The organism is Nocardia sp. NPDC058658 (assembly GCF_042716665.1).
Taxonomy (GTDB): domain Bacteria; phylum Actinomycetota; class Actinomycetes; order Mycobacteriales; family Mycobacteriaceae; genus Nocardia.
Map to the genome: position 1 here is coordinate 362,309 of NZ_JBHXRR010000003.1, position 17,958 is coordinate 380,266.

General features: G+C 68.9%; 15 protein-coding genes. 10 read left to right on the forward strand and 5 right to left on the reverse strand.

Annotation, left to right across the window (positions count from 1 at the left end; translation table 11 throughout):
- Window positions 1-32 precede the first annotated feature (32 nt).
- Window positions 33-959 carry a neutral zinc metallopeptidase gene (locus ACFWUP_RS08965; RefSeq protein WP_379232272.1) on the reverse strand — a complete coding sequence of 309 codons (927 nt, stop codon included), beginning with the start codon at window positions 957-959 and terminating at the stop codon, window positions 33-35.
- A gap of 208 nt (window positions 960-1,167) precedes the next feature.
- Between ACFWUP_RS08965 and aspS the strand changes: the two genes are divergently transcribed.
- Together aspS and ACFWUP_RS08975 are read left to right on the forward strand one after the other, a co-directional pair.
- Window positions 1,168-2,973 (forward strand): aspartate--tRNA ligase, encoded by a 1,806-nt coding sequence (aspS, locus tag ACFWUP_RS08970; protein ID WP_379232274.1) that lies wholly within the window; start codon window positions 1,168-1,170, stop codon window positions 2,971-2,973.
- 75 nt (window positions 2,974-3,048) lie between these two features.
- The gene (locus ACFWUP_RS08975; protein WP_379232276.1) at window positions 3,049-4,017 is read left to right on the forward strand and encodes a DUF389 domain-containing protein; all 969 of its coding nucleotides are present in this window, start codon (window positions 3,049-3,051) and stop codon (window positions 4,015-4,017) included.
- On the opposite strand, the gene ACFWUP_RS08980 is transcribed toward ACFWUP_RS08975, so the two are convergent.
- Window positions 4,014-5,024 (reverse strand): hypothetical protein, encoded by a 1,011-nt coding sequence (locus ACFWUP_RS08980; protein ID WP_379232278.1) that lies wholly within the window; start codon window positions 5,022-5,024, stop codon window positions 4,014-4,016. The two genes, ACFWUP_RS08975 and ACFWUP_RS08980, sit on opposite strands and share 4 nt — an antisense overlap.
- Before the next feature lie 193 nt (window positions 5,025-5,217).
- Between ACFWUP_RS08980 and ACFWUP_RS08985 the strand changes: the two genes are divergently transcribed.
- On the forward strand, window positions 5,218-6,387 hold the full coding sequence (locus tag ACFWUP_RS08985; protein ID WP_379232280.1) for a phosphotransferase family protein: 1,170 nt from the start codon (window positions 5,218-5,220) through the stop codon (window positions 6,385-6,387).
- A 67-nt stretch (window positions 6,388-6,454) separates the two neighbouring features.
- Window positions 6,455-7,270, forward strand: a complete 816-nt coding sequence (locus ACFWUP_RS08990) for a siderophore-interacting protein (protein ID WP_379232282.1) — start codon at window positions 6,455-6,457, stop codon at window positions 7,268-7,270.
- A 7-nt stretch (window positions 7,271-7,277) separates the two neighbouring features.
- On the opposite strand, the gene ACFWUP_RS08995 is transcribed toward ACFWUP_RS08990, so the two are convergent.
- Window positions 7,278-8,963, reverse strand: coding sequence for an alkaline phosphatase D family protein (locus ACFWUP_RS08995; RefSeq protein ID WP_379232284.1), 1,686 nt, complete (start codon window positions 8,961-8,963; stop codon window positions 7,278-7,280).
- Between the two features lie 109 nt (window positions 8,964-9,072).
- On the opposite strand from ACFWUP_RS08995, the gene ACFWUP_RS09000 reads away from it, so the two are divergent.
- Window positions 9,073-10,446, forward strand: a complete 1,374-nt coding sequence (locus ACFWUP_RS09000; RefSeq protein ID WP_379232286.1) for a replication-associated recombination protein A — start codon at window positions 9,073-9,075, stop codon at window positions 10,444-10,446.
- A 10-nt stretch (window positions 10,447-10,456) separates the two neighbouring features.
- Here the strand turns inward: ACFWUP_RS09000 and ACFWUP_RS09005 are convergent, their stop codons facing one another.
- The gene (locus tag ACFWUP_RS09005; protein ID WP_379232288.1) at window positions 10,457-10,855 is read right to left on the reverse strand and encodes a nuclear transport factor 2 family protein; all 399 of its coding nucleotides are present in this window, start codon (window positions 10,853-10,855) and stop codon (window positions 10,457-10,459) included.
- 50 nt (window positions 10,856-10,905) lie between these two features.
- Window positions 10,906-11,625, reverse strand: coding sequence for a helix-turn-helix transcriptional regulator (locus ACFWUP_RS09010; protein WP_379232290.1), 720 nt, complete (start codon window positions 11,623-11,625; stop codon window positions 10,906-10,908).
- A 96-nt stretch (window positions 11,626-11,721) separates the two neighbouring features.
- Between ACFWUP_RS09010 and alaS the strand changes: the two genes are divergently transcribed.
- From alaS to ACFWUP_RS09035, 5 genes are all read left to right on the forward strand, one after another.
- Entirely contained in the window at window positions 11,722-14,385 is a 2,664-nt protein-coding gene (gene alaS / locus ACFWUP_RS09015; protein ID WP_379232292.1) for an alanine--tRNA ligase, read from the forward strand.
- Window positions 14,385-14,936: a Holliday junction resolvase RuvX gene (gene ruvX, locus ACFWUP_RS09020; RefSeq protein ID WP_379232294.1), complete on the forward strand. Its 552-nt coding sequence runs from the start codon at window positions 14,385-14,387 to the stop codon at window positions 14,934-14,936. Before alaS ends, ruvX begins: the two co-directional genes overlap by 1 nt.
- Entirely contained in the window at window positions 14,933-16,453 is a 1,521-nt protein-coding gene (gene mltG / locus ACFWUP_RS09025; protein WP_379232296.1) for an endolytic transglycosylase MltG, read from the forward strand. Before ruvX ends, mltG begins: the two co-directional genes overlap by 4 nt.
- 1 nt (window position 16,454) lies before the next feature.
- Complete coding sequence (locus ACFWUP_RS09030) at window positions 16,455-17,276, forward strand: shikimate dehydrogenase (RefSeq protein WP_379232298.1); 822 nt, start codon at window positions 16,455-16,457, stop codon at window positions 17,274-17,276.
- Window positions 17,277-17,359: 83 nt separating this feature from the next.
- The gene (locus ACFWUP_RS09035) at window positions 17,360-17,797 is read left to right on the forward strand and encodes a B-4DMT family transporter (protein WP_379232299.1); all 438 of its coding nucleotides are present in this window, start codon (window positions 17,360-17,362) and stop codon (window positions 17,795-17,797) included.
- Window positions 17,798-17,958 lie beyond the last annotated feature (161 nt).

A 17,958-nucleotide genomic window follows, 5' to 3' on the forward strand; every position in this document is an offset into this window, starting at 1 on the left:
TCGAAAGACAGTGCGCGGGTTTCGCGTTCGGGTCAGCGTAGCCCGGGCGGGTTGTCGAGGTCACGTGCGGAATAGGTGTCGCAGGCCTGCACCGACCCGGTCCGGTAGCCGACGAGGAACCATTTCTGCCGCTGATCCGAGGACCCGTGGGTCCACGACTCGGGGTTCACCCCGCGCCCGGCGCTGCGCTGGATCCGGTCGTCGCCGACGGCGTTGGCGGCCGAGAGCGCATCCCGAATATCGGTGTCGGACAGGGGCTTCAGGAAGGGCTGCCCGCCGCCGGGGGAGGGCTGCTTGTCGGCGAAATTGGCCCAGATGCCTGCGTAGCAGTCGGCCTGCAGCTCGGTGCGCACCGCACCGGAGGTCGCGCCCTGCGGATCGCGCTGGGCCTTGCCGATGTCGCCGAGCTGGTTCTGGATGTGGTGGCCGACCTCGTGCGCGACCACGTACTCCTGCGCCAGCGGTCCCGCGCTCGCGCCGAAGCGGTCGGTCAGTTCCTGGAAGAACGCGGTGTCGAAGTAGGCGGTCTGGTCGGCGGGGCAGTAGAACGGGCCGACGTCACTGGTGGCATTGCCGCAGCCGGTGTTCACGGCACCGGTGAACAGCCGCAGCTTGGGCTCCACGTACTTCTTCCCGGTCTGCTTGGGTAACTGGACCGACCACACCGAGTCCAGGCTCTGCGCGGTCAACACCACCCGGCAGTCGACGTACTTGTTCGCGTCGGCACCGGTCTTGCAATGTTCGGGCGTGCCCGCGGTCCCGGGTTGGGCCTGCTGCTCGCCCGGCGCGCCGGTGAGATTGCCGAGCGCCGACCCGGGATCGCCGCCCATGAGCAGCGTGATCACCAGCAGGATCAAACCGCCCGCACCGCCGCCGAGGGCGACCTTGCCGCCCATGCCGGGTCCACCTCCCGAGGAAGCCCGGCCGGGATCGATCTGCATACCTTCGTTGAAGGTCATCGCGGTACTCGCCTTCGCTCGGTTGTCCAGCTGCCTCACAGCATGATTCACCGTCGGCGGGAGCCGCGGACGGTGGACAGTGTCACAAGCTTGACACGGTAGGGCAGATATCGGTTTTCATCCCGGCACCGTGTCTCACTACGATGGCAGTGCACCGCACCTTCGTCGCGGTGCGACGAGTCCGCGAAAGTCTGTCGAAAGGAATACCGTGCTGCGCACCCACTTGGCTGGTTCGCTGCGAGGCGAGCACGCCGGTCAGACCGTCACCCTCACCGGCTGGGTGGCGAGGCGTCGTGACCACGGTGGTGTGACCTTCATCGATCTGCGCGATGCCTCCGGCGTCTCGCAGGTGGTCTTCCGCGAGGGCGAGGCGGCCGAACAGGCCCACAAGCTCCGCGCGGAATTCTGTGTGCAGGTCACCGGTGTGGTGGAACGGCGTCCCGACGGCAACGAGAACCCGGAGCTGCCGACCGGGCAGATCGAGGTCGATGCCAAGGAACTGGTCGTGCTCAACGAGAGCGCGCCGCTGCCGTTCCAGCTCGACGAGACCCCCGGCGACGAGGCCCGCCTCAAGTACCGCTACCTCGACCTTCGCCGCGAAGGCCCCGGCCACGCCATCCGCCTGCGGTCCAAGGTCAACGCCGCCGCCCGCGACGTGCTGGCGCGCCACGACTTCATCGAGGTCGAGACCCCCACGCTCACCCGTTCCACCCCCGAGGGTGCCCGCGACTTCCTTGTCCCCGCGCGCCTGCAGCCGGGCAGCTTCTACGCCCTGCCGCAGAGCCCGCAGCTGTTCAAGCAGCTGCTGATGGTCGGCGGCATCGAGCGCTACTACCAGATCGCGCGCTGCTACCGCGACGAGGACTTCCGCGCCGACCGTCAGCCGGAGTTCACTCAGCTCGACATCGAGATGAGCTTCGTGCGCCAGGACGATGTGATCCTGCTGGCCGAGGACATCCTGACCTCGCTGTGGAAGCTGATCGGCCACGAGATCGTCACCCCGATCCCGCACATGACCTACGCGGAGGCGATGCGGCGCTACGGCTCCGACAAGCCCGACCTGCGCTTCGGGATCGAGATCACCGAATGCGCCGAGTACTTCAAGGACACACCGTTCCGGGTGTTCCAGGCGGAGTACGTCGGCGCGGTCGTGATGCCGGGTGGCGCGAGCCAGCCGCGACGTCAGCTCGATGCATGGCAGGAGTGGGCCAAGCAGCGCGGCGCCAAGGGTCTCGCCTACATCCTGATCAACGAAGACGGCACCCTCGGCGGCCCGGTCGCCAAGAACCTGACCGATGCCGAGCGTGACGGCCTGGCCAAGCATGTCGGCGCCGAACCGGGCGACTGCGTGTTCTTCGCGGCAGGCCCGACCAAGGCACAGCGCGCCCTGCTGGGTGCCGCGCGTGGCGAGATCGCCCGCAAGTGCGACCTCATCGACCCGAACGCCTGGGCCTTCGTCTGGATCGTCGACGCCCCGATGTTCGAGCCCGCCGCCGAGGCCACCGCCAGCGGCGACGTGGCACTGGGCCACTCGGCCTGGACCGCGGTGCACCACGCGTTCACCTCGCCCAAGCCGGACTCGATCGACACCTTCGACACCGACCCCGGTTCGGCCCTGGCCTACGCCTACGACATCGTCTGCAACGGCAACGAGATCGGCGGCGGTTCCATCCGTATCCACCGTCGCGACGTGCAGGAACGCGTGTTCAAGGTGATGGGCATCGACCACGACGAGGCCCAGGAGAAGTTCGGTTTCCTGCTCGACGCCTTCTCCTACGGTGCCCCGCCCATGGGTGGCATCGCCTTCGGCTGGGACCGCATCACCGCGCTGCTGGCCGGTGAGGACTCGATCCGCGAGGTGATCGCGTTCCCGAAGACCGGTGGCGGCGTCGACCCGCTCACCGACGCGCCCGCGCAGATCACCGCGCAGCAGCGCAAGGAAGCGGGCATCGATGCCAAGCCGGTGGTCAAGGCCGCCGCCGACGCGCCGAAAGTTGTTGCGGCCGAGAAATAGCGGTCATCACGGGTAGCCCGGTACCTTCTGGTCAGTTCCTGTATCGCCACGGCGATACCGACCAGGAGGACACCGGTGCTACATCTTCGAGTGATCAGCCCGCCCGACCAGACCGATGAGTTGGTGCGGATCCTCGAAGCCGACGCCGGCGTCACCCATCTCACGGTGGCTCGCGGTATCGCGGTCGAGCCCGCGGGCGATCTCGTCCAGGCCGATGTGGCGCGCGAGGCGGGCAACAAGGTGCTCGCCCAGGTGAAGTCGCTCGGCATCGTCGAGCACGGCGGCATCACCCTCGGGCCGGTCACCACGGTCCTGTCCGACGCCGCCGACCGCGCGGTGCGGGCGGCGCCCGGCGATCCGAGTGACGCGGTGATCTGGGAGCAGTTGCTCAAGGAAACCCGTGAGGAATCCTCGCTCAACGCCACCTTCGTCGCGTTCCTGACCATCGCCTGCCTGCTCGCCGCGATCGGGGTGGCGACCGACTCGCCGGTCACCATCGTCGGCGCGATGGTGGTGGGCCCGGAGTTCGGTCCGCTGGCCGCGCTGTCGGTGGCGCTGGTGCGCCGCAACTGGCGGCTGGCGCGGCGTTCGATGATCGCGCTGGCGGTGGCGTTCCCGATCGCCATGGTGATCACGCTCGGCGCGACGATCGTGTGGGAACAGCTCGGCTGGATCACCACCGCGGGCGTGATCGACGCGCACAGCGTCGACTTCATCTACGAGGTCGGCCCGTTCTCCCTGGTCGTGGCCTTGCTCGCCGGCGCGGCGGGCATGTTGTCGCTGGTCACCGCCAAATCGGCGGCACTGATCGGGGTGTTCATCTCCGTGACGACGGTGCCCGCCGCCGGGTACGCGGTGGTGGCGGCGACGCTCGGGCAGTGGCATCGGGCGTTCGAATCGGTCGGTCAGCTGGCGGTGAACCTGGTGGGCATCGTGATCGCCGGTGTCATCGTGCTCGAGCTGCGGCCGAAGGTCGGCGAGGAGAAGGGCCCGCTCGGCCGCTTCAAACGGGCCATCGGCATGCGGACCGCGCTCGAACGTTAAATGCGGGCGACCGGCCCCGCGGTCAGCATCCGGTAGGAGTAGGTCACCGCGATCACGCACACCGGCCCCGCGACGAACAGGCCGAGTCCGCACAGGGCGAGGCCGACGAGGGTGACCAGCATGACCGTCAGCGCCAGCAGCACCGACGCCCACAGGTTCGCCAGCACCAGCTGCGCGCTCGCCTTGATCGCTTCCACCGGCCCGTAGTCCTGATCGATCACGAAGTGCAGCGAGAACATGCACAGGAACCCGGCGATCAGTCCCGGCGCCAGGCACAGCGCCGACAACACCAGCGTGATGGTGAAGGCGAGCAGCGCGGTCAGCAGGACATTGCCCGCGTTCACGAACCGGAAGAACGACCCGAAAGCCGGTGGGTACCCGTCGGTTTCGTAGAGCGCGCCGCGCACCATCGCCGCCTGCAACAGCCACAGCGCGACGATCACCATCAGGAACAGCACCAGCACACTGAACGGCGACGTCGGGTCGACGAGCTGAACCACGGCGACGACCGCGAGGTAGATCAACACCCCCACCGCGGTGACGCCGAGCCACGGACCCGGATTGACCCGGAAGCGTTCCCAGCCATAGCTCAGCGAACGGCCGATATCGAGGGCCTGTGCTCCCGAATGGAGGTAACCGGGCGTCTGCCCACCGCCACTCGGCGACACGCCGGTTGCGGGAAAGGTCGGATTCTCCGGTTTCGACTGGGGCACCGCGTAACCCGGTCCGGTGCCCGCGGGCCCGTACTGCGGTGCGGGACCGCCGTGTCCGGCAATCGGCGGTGGCGGCTCGACCGGTTCCTGCCCGTACTGCGCGGCGCCGGGGCCTTCGAATTGCGGATAGCCTGCGCCACCGGCCATTCCGTGCCTGCTCTGTCCCGTCCCTCGGTCGCGCGGTTGTCCCGTGCCCTCGTGTCGGCCCGCGGGGCCGGCGAACTGTCCGCCACCGCCCGGAACAGGCGACCCGCCGGGCGAATCGCTCGATGCGGCGTACGGAGTGTCGGTCATTGTGATAGACCTTTCGACTCAACCGGTTTGCGGTGTGGCGCACAGCAGTTCACGATGAGAAAACCCGAAGACCGGCTGATGTGTCAAGCGAACAGGCACACACGCGCAACCTCGGCGCCAACACGCCGAACGACGCGGAAAGGTTGTCCAACCGCTCGCTAGAAGTGATCGGACGAGAGTAGCTTGAGAGGCGATGACCGCACTATTGGCCGAACGCGCCGCCGACGTCGTGTCCGCAGCACAACAGTTGCTCACAAAGCGAATGGGTGCTCCGGTAAAGCTGAGTGATCCGATGGAGCTCAGCGGCAGTGGTAGGACGACAGTCCTACGCGTGCGTGTTGCGGAGAACGCGTTTTCGCTACCGCGCACGCTGATCGTGAAACAGGTGCGCGGGTCGAGTCCTGACCGCCGCATCGGTGGAATGGCGCCCGGCGTCGCCAGTATCGACGCCGCGTTCCTGCGCGAGGCGGTGTCCTACCAGTTCACCACCGCGCTGAGCCGCGAACAGCGCCCCGGCGCGTTCCTGATCGCGCACAGCGTCCCCGACCGGCTGCTCGTGCTGTCCGACCTCGGCGACAACGCGCTGCTCACCTCGGTGCTGCAGGCCCGCGTCGAACCGGGCACCCGCAACTCGCTGATGGCGTTCGCGCAGGCGCTGGGCCGGATGCACGCCGCCACCGTCGGCCGCGAGCCCGATTTCGTGGCACTGATGCGCCGGGTCGACTCGGCGCACCGCGTCGACGGGATCGCCCAGCAGGCTCAGGCCGCCATCGCCGATGTTCCCGGTCTGCTCCAGGCCGAATTCGGTATCGAGGTGCCCGGCGAGATCGCCGACCGCATCGTGGCGGGCAACCGCCTGTTCACCGGTGGTCGCTACCGCGCGTTCAGCCCGTCGGACCTGTGCCCCGACAACGTGATCATGAACGACGAAGGCGCGCGGTTCCTCGACTACGAGTGGGGCGGTTTCCGCGACGCCACCCTCGACATCGCCTACGCGCTGGTCTCGTTCCCCGGCTGCCTGTGCGATTTCGAACTCTCGCGCAGCCGCGCCAAGGAAATGGTCGAGGCCTGGCGCTCGGCCGTGGTCGGCGTCTGGCCGTCACTGGCCGACGACACGGTGCTGGCCGAACGGATCCTCGAAGCCCGGCTGATCTGGGTCTGGCTCTCGACCTACTGGTTCCTGCCCGCCGACCACACCCGCATCGCCACCGCGCGCGAACACGGCCTGTCGGTGCCGCGCTCGGAAGCGCTGATCAACCGGTGGTCGGCACTGGCCGAAGACGCCAGGATGACCGGCGACGACGCGGTCGGCGACTTCGCCGAACAGGTCTCGGCGATGCTCGAAGAGCGCTGGGCGGAATAGCTGGCACCCCACTTCCCACCGTGACGGGCGTACCGTCGTCCAGGGATCCGAGGAAGTGGGAGTTGCTGTGTCGAAACCTGTCACCGTCGTCCGTAAGCAGTGGTTGACCCCGTATCTGGTGCGGGTGGTCGGCACTGTGCCGGACGACTTCACATCGAACGAGTTCACCGACGCCTACGTGAAGTTGATCTTTCCGGCGCCCGGCGTCGAATATCCCGAACCGTTCGATCCGGATACAGCGCGCGCCACGCTCGGCCCCGAGAGTCAGCCCGTGGTGCGCACCTACACCGTGCGCTCCTTCGACTCCGCGCGGCGCGAGATCAGCATCGACTTCGTGGTGCACGGTGACGAGGGCATTGCCGGTCCATGGGCGCGCTCGGTGGAGCCGGGCGAACAGTTCTGGTTGAACGGGCCGGGCGGCGCGTTCGCACCCGACCCCGCGGCCGACTGGTACCTGTTCGTCGGCGACGAATCGGCGCTACCCGCCATCGCGGCGGCGCTCGAGGCGGTGCCCGCCGGCGCACCCGCTGTCGTGTTCGTCGAGGTGGGCGGCACCGAGGACGAGATCGCCCTCGACTCACCCGGCGACCTCCGCCTGCACTGGGTGCACCGCGGGGTGCCCTCGGACCGGATCACCGACGACCTCGCCGGGGCGCACTCGCCACTGGTGGCCGCGGTGCGCGCGGCCGAGTGGCTGCCGGGACAGGTCCAGGCGTTCGTGCACGGCGAGGCCGAATCGGTGATGCGTCACCTGCGTCCCTACCTGCGCAAGGAACGTGGCGTCGCGCCGAAATGGCAGTCGGTGTCGGGATATTGGCGGCGCGGCCGCACCGAGGAGGGCTTCCGCGAATGGAAGCGGGAACTGGCGGCCGAAAGCGCGTGAACCGCGGTCAGAGCACCGGCGTCGGTCGCTGTTCGAGCCGTCCGCCCACCGGAACGGCGAACGACGCGCCGTGCCGCACGCCCGTCGCCGGGTCGGTGACGTCGGCGACGTAGAACCAGTCCATCTGGGTCTGGGTCGCGGTCACCTCGAGCACGCCGAAGCCGTGTGAGTCGAGCTCGGTGTAGCGCAGGTGGCGATTGGCCGCCTTGATGGCTTCTTCCGCCGGGACCGAGGCGGTGCGGGGCGGCATCTTCAGCAGGTCGCCGACGCTGGAGGAGGTGACCGACGGGATGACGAACTCCGCGCCGACGGTCGGCCCGCCCGGGTAGTTCGCGGCGTCCACCGGCAGGTCCGCGGCCCACGAGGTGTGGATGTCGCCGGTGAGGAACACGACTTCGCCCACCTTGTTGTCGGCGATCGCGTGGAACAGGGTGGTGCGGTCGGCGGTGTAGCCGTCCCACTGGTCGCCGTTGACGGTGATGCCGCCCTGCGGGATGCCGAGCGCCTCGGTGATCGCCTGCGTCGTCGCCGGCTCCAGCGGCGGGAACACCAGCGGCGCGATCATCACCGAGTTGCCGATCAGCTTCCAACGGGTGGGGGAGGAGGTGAGTCCCGCGGTGAGCCAATCCATCTGGGTGCGGCCGGTGATCGTCCGCGACGGGTCGTCGGCGTGGCGCCAGCCCGCGACCGGCCCCGCCTCCTCGTCGCGGTAGGTGCGCAGATCCAGCATCGACAGCTCCGCCAGGGTGCCGAACCGCAGTCGTCGGTAGATCTGCACCTGGCCGTCGGCGCGGGTCGCGCGCACCGGCATCCACTCGAGATAGGCGCGGGCCGAGGCGGCCTTGCGGTCGACCCAGGGGCCTTCGGTGGCCGGGTCGTGATTCTCCGCGCCGTCGCGCCAGGAGTTGTCGGCCGATTCGTGGTCGTCCCAGGTGCAGATGAACGGCACGGCGGCGTGCAGGGCCATCAGGTCGGGATCGGTCTTGTACTGGCCGTGGCGGGTGCGGTAGTCGGTGAGGGTGACGATCTCGGTCACCGGGTCGTGCGCGCGGACCGCGCCGTTGCGTCCGGTGTAGCGGCCGTGGCCGTACTCGTAGATGTAGTCGCCGAGGTGCACGATCGCGTCGAGGTCGGTGCGGGCGGCCAGGTGGCGGTAGGCGCCGAACCAGCCCGCCTCCCAGTTGGCGCAGGAGACCATGCCCAGGCGCAGGCGGTCGATGTCGCTGTCCGGCGCTGGTGCGGTTCTGGTTCGGCCGACGGGGGAGGTCTCGCCGCCTGCGGTGAAGCGGTAGAAGTAGTCCTGACCGGGGGTGAGGCCGGTCGCGTCGACTTTGACGGTGTGGTCGGTGTCGGTCGAGGCCGTGACGGTGCCCGATGCGGCGAGCGCGCCGAAACCGTCGTCGGTGGCGATCTCCCAGCGCACCGTCGTCGCCGCGCCGATCCCGGACCCGGGCGCGGCGTCCTCGGCAACCGTCACCCTGGTCCAGAGAATGACGGCGGTCGGTAGCGGGTCGCCCGAGGCGACGCCGTGGCGGAACACCCCACCGGCCGCGGTGGCCCGCGCGGAGGTCGCGACGGTGGTCAGCGCGGCGACGGCGGCGACGCCGCTGCCCTTGAACAAGGTCCGCCGCGCGAAGGCGGACTCGGCAACGGCGGGGACTTCGGCGATTTCGGCCACGATCAGCGATCTCATCCCACCGAGCACGCGAGCGCAAGTTCTCGCGACAAGTGTTGGTCAATTGTCTATTTTGTCGGAACCTTCAGGTTCGCGGGCGACGGTCGGGCCCCGCTCCTCGCAGAACATGTCCGAGGGCGTCGGTACCCTGCAGAACGTGAGCGACAGCCTTTTCGACGTGCCCGGCGAACACGCGTCCGCCGAACCCGGCGACGCGGTCTTCCGTCGCGATTCGGGCGCGCCGCTCGCCGTCCGGATGCGCCCCGCGAACCTGGACGAGGTGATCGGTCAGGGCCATCTGCTCGGTCCCGGCTCGCCGTTGCGGCGCCTCGTGGAAGGCTCCGGCGCGGCATCGGTGCTGCTCTACGGCCCGCCCGGCACCGGGAAGACCACGCTGGCCTCACTGCTGTCGCAGGCCACCGGGCGCCGGTTCGAAGCGCTGTCGGCGTTGTCGGCCGGGGTCAAGGAGGTGCGGGCGGTGATCGATCTGGCCCGGCGCCGGCTCACCGCGGGCGAGCAGACCGTGCTGTTCATCGACGAGATCCACCGTTTCTCCAAGACCCAGCAGGACGCGCTGCTGGCCGCGGTGGAGAACCGAATCGTGCTGCTGGTCGGCGCGACCACCGAGAACCCGTCGTTCTCGGTGGTCTCCCCGCTGCTGTCGCGCTCGCTGGTCCTGCAACTGCAACCGCTCACCCCCGACGACATCCGCGCCGTGCTCGCTCGGGCGATCAGCGACCCGCGCGGGCTGGCCGGGGCCTTCACCGTCAGCGACGAGGCGATCGAACACATCGTCCGGATCGCGGGCGGCGACGCCCGTCGCGCGCTCACCGCCTTGGAGGCGTCGGCCGAATCCGCCACCGGGGGCGCGGTCGAACTGGAAACGGTCGAGGCCACCGTCGACAAGGCCGCCGTGCGCTACGACCGCGCGGGCGATCAGCACTACGACGTGATCAGCGCCTTCATCAAGTCCATTCGCGGTTCCGATGTCGACGCGGCCGTGCACTACCTGGCCCGCATGCTCGCCGCGGGCGAAGACCCTCGATTCATCGCCCGCCGCTTGATGATTCACGCGAGCGAGGACATCGGGATGGCCGACCCGATGGCCCTGCAGACCGCGACCGCCGCCGCCCAGGTCGTCCAGCTGGTCGGCCTGCCCGAATGCAAACTCGCCCTCGCGCAAGCCACCATCCACCTCGCGACCGCCCCCAAATCCGGCGCGGTGACCACCGCCATCGGCACCGCGATGGCCGACATCTCCGGCGGCAAGGCCGGTGCGGTCCCGCCGTATCTGCGTGACGGCCACTACGCGGGCGCGGCCCTGCTCGGCAACGCCCAGGGCTACAAGTTCCCGCACAAGTACCGCGAGGGCGTCGTCACCCAGCAGTACCCACCCGACGAACTGGTCGGCACCGACTACTACCTGCCCACCGACCACGGCAACGAACGCACGATCGCCCCGCGCGTGGAGAAGTTGCGCAAGATCGTTCGCGGCCAATGATCCGACCGGGTCAGTCCAGCGCGAACGGGGCCGTTCCGCCGACCGACCAGATCTGACGCAGTCGGCCACCGACGGCGTCGAACAGGTCGATGCCACCGTGCGCCGGGACCCCTGCATCCTCGGAATGCCAGCGCACCGCGAACATTCCGGTGCCCGCGGCGTCGAGCGTGCCGACCGCGGCCGAGTCGACGACGAAACGCACCCCCGGCCGTTGCGCGCGGAAACCGGTCACGAAGGCGGCCAGCTCGGCGGGACCACGCAGCGGATCGGTCGACTCGCGAGTCTGCTCGGAGGCGAAGCGCAGACGGAAGTCGTCGGCGAGCAGACGGTGGGCGATGTCGGGGTCGGTGTTCCAGAGCTCGGTCCAGTCGGCGGCGAGCTGATCGGCGGTAACGGCGGTGGTGGTCATGAGCTGCTCCTGGCATCGGGCCGGACCGGCGTGGTCCGTGCCGCCAGTGTTCAGTCCGACCGCGACAACGGTGTGTCGGTGATCGACATCACATCGATGAGCCTGCCGTCGCTCGTCGGAATCGTCGACAGGTCGACCCCTCGGTCGGGTGCGAGGTCGTCGAGCACCTGCGCCCGCACCACGCGGTCGAGCCGGAATCCGCGCAATCCCGATCGCATCCGGCACCAGGCGTACAGAAACCAGTGCGTGCCCGCGACGAACGCGAGCGGCTCCACGTCGCGCTCGGTCGGGTTGCCGTCGCGGTCGAGGTAGTGCAGCCGCAGCACCCGACCGCTGACCACCGATTCCAGGATCTGCGGCGACACCGCCGCCGCGACCGGCGCCGGAAACAACCTCACCCGGTCGACCAGCGTGCGAGCCCGCGCGCGATCGGCCTCGGGCAACACCGCCACGACTTTGGCGACCGCCGACGCCGCAGCTTCCGCGAACGGCGTGCCCGCCAACCGGGGCAACGCCACCGCGAGGGCGGTGGCCTCGGCCGCGGTCAGGGTCACCGGCGCGAGCGTGCGATGCCGGTCGAGCGCGTACCCGCCCGCGCGCCCCGGCACCGTCATGATCGGCACCCCGGCCTGCGCCAACGCGGCCAGATCGCGTTCGATCGTGCGGGTCGACACCTCGAAGCGGGCCGCGAGCTGACGGGCGGTCCGCGGCCGTGGGCTGTAGGCCCGTAGTTCCTCGGCGAGTGCGTAGAGCCGCTCGGTTTTCGTCACAAGGCGATTGTCGTCGAACTGCGGTTTCCCCGTGGTGGCCCAGACCACCCCGGTCGATGGAAAACGACCTGCGACCCACCGGTAGTCTGGATATTTGTGCAGACCCACGAGATTCGACGACGGTTCCTGGACCATTTCGTCCGTGCCGGACACACCGAGGTCGGAAGTGCTTCGCTGATCCTGGCCGACCCCAACCTGCTGTTCGTCAACGCGGGCATGGTCCAGTTCGTGCCGTATTTCCTGGGTCAGCAGACCCCGCCGTGGGCGACCGCGACCAGCGTGCAGAAGTGCGTGCGCACCCTCGACATCGAGAACGTCGGCATCACCACCCGCCACAACACGTTCTTCCAGATGGCGGGCAACTTCAGCTTCGGCGACTACTTCAAGCGCGAGGCCATCACCCTGGCCTGGACGCTGCTCACCAACAGCGTCGAAGACGGCGGTTACGGCTTCGACCCCGAGCGCCTGTGGGTCACCGTCTACCTCGACGACGACGAGGCCGAGCGGATGTGGCTCGAGCTGGGCGTGCCCGCCGACCGCATCCAGCGTCGCGGCATGGCCGACAACTACTGGTCGATGGGCATCCCCGGCCCGTGCGGCCCGTGCTCGGAGATCTACTTCGACCGCGGCCCCGAATACGGCGTCGAGGGCGGCCCGGAGGCCGACGAGGACCGCTACATCGAGATCTGGAATCTCGTGTTCATGCAGAACGAGCGCGGCGCGGGCATCGGCAAGGACAACTTCGAGATCCTGGGCCCGCTGCCCAAGCAGAACATCGACACCGGCATGGGCGTCGAGCGCGTCGCGTTCCTGCTCCAAGGCGTGGACAACGTCTACGAGACCGACCTGATGCGCCCGATCATCGACAAGGCCGAGGAACTCACCGGCCGCTCCTACGGCGTCGACCACACCGACGACGTGCGCTTCCGCGTGATCGCCGACCACGCCCGCACCGCCGCGATGCTCATCGCCGACGGCGTGAACCCCGGCAACGACGGCCGCGGTTACGTGCTGCGCCGCCTGCTGCGCCGCATCGTGCGTTCTGCGCGTCTGCTGGGCGCCGAGAAGCCGGTGATGGCCGAGCTGATCAAGGTTGTCACCGACCTGATGGCGCCGTCCTACCCCGAACTGGCCACCGATTTCTCGCGCATCGAGACGGTGTCGGTCGGCGAGGAGATGGCCTTCCTCAAGACCCTCAACACCGGCGAGACCCTGTTCGACAACGCCGCCACCGCGGTGAAGTCCAAGGGCGGCAAGCAGATCACCGGCTCCGATGCCTTCGCCCTGCACGACACCTATGGCTTCCCGATCGACCTCACCCTCGAAATGGCCGCCGAGGCAGGCCTTTCCGTGGACGAGGACGGTTTCCGCTCGCTCATGGCCGAGCAGCGCAAGCGCGCCAAGGACGACGCCCAGGCCCGCAAGCACGCCCACGCCGACCTGACCGTCTACAAGGAACTGGTCGATCGCGGCGCCACCGAGTTCACCGGCTTCGACGAGCTCACCTCCGAGGCCAATGTCCTCGCGCTGATCGCCGACGGCGTCCGCGTTCCGGTCGCCACCGCCGGTCAGGACATCGAGGTCATCCTCGATCGCAGCCCCATGTACGCCGAGTCCGGCGGCCAGATCGCCGACCGCGGCACCATCACGGCCAACGGCCTGAAGCTGCAGGTCAACGACGTGCAGAAGATCGCCAAGAAGGTCTGGGTGCACAAGGCCACCGTCGAGGCGGGCCAGATCACCGAGGGCGACGTCGTGCTCGCGCAAGCCGATCCGGCCTGGCGTCGCGGCGCCACCCAGGGCCACTCCGGCACGCACATGGTGCACGCCGCGCTGCGTCAGATCCTGGGCCCCAACGCCGTGCAGGCCGGTTCGCTGAACAAGCCCGGCTACCTGCGGTTCGACTTCAACTGGCAGGGCGCGCTGTCCGAGCAGCAGAAGGCCGATATCGAGGTCGTCTCCAATGACGCTGTCGGCGCGGACTTCCCGGTGAACACCTTCGTCACGGATCTGACCGAGGCCAAGGAAATGGGCGCGATGGCGCTGTTCGGCGAGAACTACGGCGACGAGGTGCGCGTCGTGGAGATCGGCGGCCCGTTCTCGATGGAACTGTGCGGCGGCACCCACGTGGAGCACTCCTCGCAGATCGGCCCGATCACCCTGCTTGGTGAGTCCTCGGTCGGTTCCGGCGTGCGTCGCGTCGAAGCCTTCGTCGGCCTCGATTCCTACAAGTATCTGGCCAAGGAGCGTGCGCTGCTGGCCGGTGTCGCGTCCTCGCTGAAGGTGCCCTCGGACGAGGTGCCCGCGCGGGTGGAGCAGCTCGTGGAGCGGCTCAAGGTGGCCGAGAAGGAACTCGAGCGCACCAAGATCGCCGCGGTGCTGTCGTCGGCGGGCACGTTCGCCGAGCAGGCCGAGCGGGTCGGTGCGGTGCGCCTGGTGGCCGCCGCGGCGCCCGAGGGCGTCTCCGCCGGTGACCTGCGGACCCTGGCCACCGATATCCGTGGCCGTCTCGGCACCGATGCCGCTGTGGTCGTGCTGCTCGGCAATGTCGACGGCAAGGCGCCGTTCGTGGTGACCGTCAACAAGGCCGCCCAGGACCTCGGCTTCAAGTCCGGTGACCTGGTGGCCGCCTTCGGGCCCAGTATTTCCGGGCGTGGTGGCGGCAAGCCGGAGATGGCGCAAGGCGCCGGTTCGGACCCGTCGGGCATCCCGGCCGGTTTGACCGCCGTCCGCGCTCGGGTGGCCGAACTCGCCGGCTGATGACCACCCCTGGTTCGCCCGACGAGCAAGCCGATCGACCGCACCCGGACACCGACCCCGGACGGGGCCGCCGGATCGCGATCGACGTCGGTAGCGTGCGCATCGGGGTCGCCTCGAGCGATCCCGACGGCATCCTCGCCACCCCCGTCGAGACCGTCCCGCGCGCCAAGTCCGGTGGGCGCGCGGGCGGTCCACCCGCCGACATCGCAAAGATTGCCGACATTGTGCGGGAGTACGAAGCGGTCGAGGTGATCATCGGCCTGCCACGCACCCTGCGCGGCGAAAACGGCACCGCGGCGGCTATCGCGCGTAAGTTTGCCAAGCAGTTGCACCGGGTGATCGACCCGATTCCGATACGCCTTTCCGACGAACGTTTGACTACGGTGTCTGCTGCACGTGCGCTGCGCGACAGTGGAGTTCGCGCACGTGGCCAGCGGCAGATGATCGACCAGGCGGCAGCCGTGTCGATCCTGCAAGGATGGTTGGACGAGCGGAGTTCGATGTTGAAGGACGCAACAGGCCCGGCGAACGCGGTCGGAGACGATGCATGACCGACCGATGGACCAGGGCCGAGGAGCGCTACCGAGCGCGAGAAGCCGACCGGCGCTACCCGCGCCGCGACGACTGGGGCATTGATGCCCGCACCGTGCGCGGCGACGAGCGCCCCGCGCCCGACCGCGGCGAGTGGGACGAGGACGGCACCGACGTCATCCCGCGCTACGAGGACGAGGTCTACGACAATCAGGTCGTAGACGACGCACCCGAACCGGAACCCGACCCCGAGCCCGTCGTCGCGCCGCGCCGGATCGGCCAGCGCGCCGCCGCGACCGAGCGTGCGCGCCCGGCATCGGGACGTAAACCGGCCGGACGCAAGCAATCCGGACGCGCCAAGTCGCGGATCGCCTCACGTAAGGCGGCCGAGCGCAAGAAGCGCCGCCGCAATATGTGGGTGTTCGCGGCGATCTTCGTCCTGCTGTTCGTCTCCGCCGCCGGTTTCGCCGGCTACAAACTGATGGGTGGCCTGGCCCCGGCCGAGGATTTCGCGGGCCCGCCCGGAGCGCTCGTGGTGGTCCAGGTGCATTCCGGTGACACCGCCACCCAGATCGCCGACACCATGAAGGACAAGGGTGTCGTCGCCAGCTCGGAGGCGTTCTACGAAGCGGCCGTGCGCAACTCGAACATGAACACCGTGCACCCCGGCTTCTACGCCGTCCAGCTGAACAGTCCCGCCGAGCACGCGGTGACGTCACTGGTGTCGAAAGGTTCGCGCGTCGGCAACGTCGTCGTCTCCGAAGGCCGCTTGCTCCACGATCAGCTCGACGTGCACACCGGCGCGCGCAAGGAAGGCATCTACACCAAGATCGCCAGTGCCAGCTGCCTCGGCGCCCCGCCGACCGCCCAGTGCGTGACCTACGAGCAACTCGACGCCGCGGGCTCGAGCACCGACCTCGCCGCGCTCGGGGTGCCCGACTGGGCCAAGCAGTCCGTCGCCGCCGCGCCGGACCGGCGCAGGCAGCTCGACGGCCTGATCGCGCCCGGCACCCTCGACTTCGATCCCAGTGGTGGCGCGACACAGATCCTGCGTCAGCTGATCACGTCGAGCGCGGCGCTGTACGAGTCGACCGGGCTGCTGCGTTCCGGCGCGGAAACCCAGCTGAACCCGTATCAGACATTGATCGCGGCCTCGCTCGTCGAACGCGAAGCGCTGCCGCCGGACATGCCGAAGGTGGCGCGGGTCATCGCGAACCGGTTGAAGATCGACCAGCCGCTGCAGTTCGACTCGACGGTGAACTACTCGCTGGACGAGACCGAGGTCGCCACCACCGACGCCGACCGCAACCGCGTGACACCGTGGAACACCTACGCGATGCCGGGTCTGCCCGCCAACCCGATCGCGGCGCCGTCGATCAAAGCCCTGCAGGCGATGGAGAATCCGGAGCCGGGCAAGTGGCTGTACTTCGTCACGATCGACAAGAAGGGCACCACGCTGTTCACCGAGACCTACGCCGAGCACCTGCGCAATATCGTGAAGGCGGAGCAGAGCGGCATTCTCGACAGTGGGCGCTGAGGTGAGCCTTCGCAAGGCAGCTGTGCTCGGTCAGCCGATCGCGCATTCGCGCTCCCCCCAGCTGCACCTGGCCGCCTACCGCGCGCTCGGACTGCCCTGGACCTACGAACGCATCGAATGCTCGGCCGAGCAGCTGCCCGGCTTGGTCGACGGGCTCGGCCCCGAATGGGTCGGGCTGTCGGTGACCATGCCGGGCAAGGAAGCGGCCCTGGATCTGGCCGTCGAGCGCACCGAACGCGCGGTGCTGGTCGGCTCGGCCAACACCCTGGTACACATCGAGGGCGGGTGGCGCGCGGATTGCACCGACGTCGACGGCGTCCTCGGTGCGCTGCGCGGTGGTGGTGTGTCGAGAATCGACGAGGCCGTTGTGCTCGGTGCCGGCGGCACGGCCAGGCCTGCGCTGCTGGCACTGTCGGAACTGGGCGCGAAATCGGTGACCGTGATCGCGCGCGATGCCGGACGGGCGCGCAGTGCGCTCGAGTTGGCCGACCAGCTGGGAATGCGGGCGACGGTCGTCCCGCTCGACGCCGCGCGGGTTCGTGCGGCGTGCGAGTCGGCCGGTGCGGTCGTGAGCACGGTACCGGCTGAGGCGGCCGCGCTGATCGCCTCGTCTGTCGCCGTCGCACCGGTTGTGCTCGACGCGATCTACAACCCATGGCCGACCCCCCTCGCGACGGTCGTCGAGGCCGCCGGAAATACCGTGGTCAGCGGCTTACAGATGCTGTTGAACCAGGCCTACGGTCAGGTCGAGCAGTTCACTGGACAGCCCGCGCCGCGTGCGGATATGGCGGCGGCCCTGGAAGAATCCGCTCGACGGCAGTAGCCGATGGTCCCGGTGACGTAGGGGCACCACTCGATCCGCAGAATTGATACCGGTTCTAGTTCCGTCCCGCTAAGGTGTTGTCCATGACCGCTTGGGTGTTACGAGCCACCGTCCTCGGCGCGCTGGTCGTCGCCCTGCGCGTGCTGCTCGGCTTCGCCATGGGCTCGTTGCCCACCTATGGCACCTTCTGGCGCGCGGCCTGCCTGCTCGTGATCATCGCGGTGGTCGTTGCCTGGGGCGTGCGCGACGGCCGCTCGGGCGACGACGGCCTCACTGTCCGCTGGTTGGCCGCGGGTTTCGGTGCGGGACTTGCCAGTTCGGCAGTGAGCTGGATGCTCGACCAGGTGCCCGGAATCGAACTCGGCGACGCGGGCCTGCTCTATGAAGTGACCTCTGCGGCCTCGTTCATCCTGTTGCTGGTGTTCCTGCCCGCGATGGCCGGAATCGCCTTCGGTCACTCGCGGCGTTCGACCGAATCCGGCTCTGCCGCAAGCGAACCGGAGCTCGCCCCGGCGAGTTGAGCTGAGTTCGGTTCGCTCGCTTCAGGTTTGCCTAGTGGCCGCGAAGGGCCGGGGCCACGCGGTTCGGGCGGGTTCTAGCGGTCGTCGCAACACTCTCGATTGAGAGGTTGCGACGACCGTGTCGTTTTCAGAGGACGTGGAACGCTGTGGCAGCCAGCTGA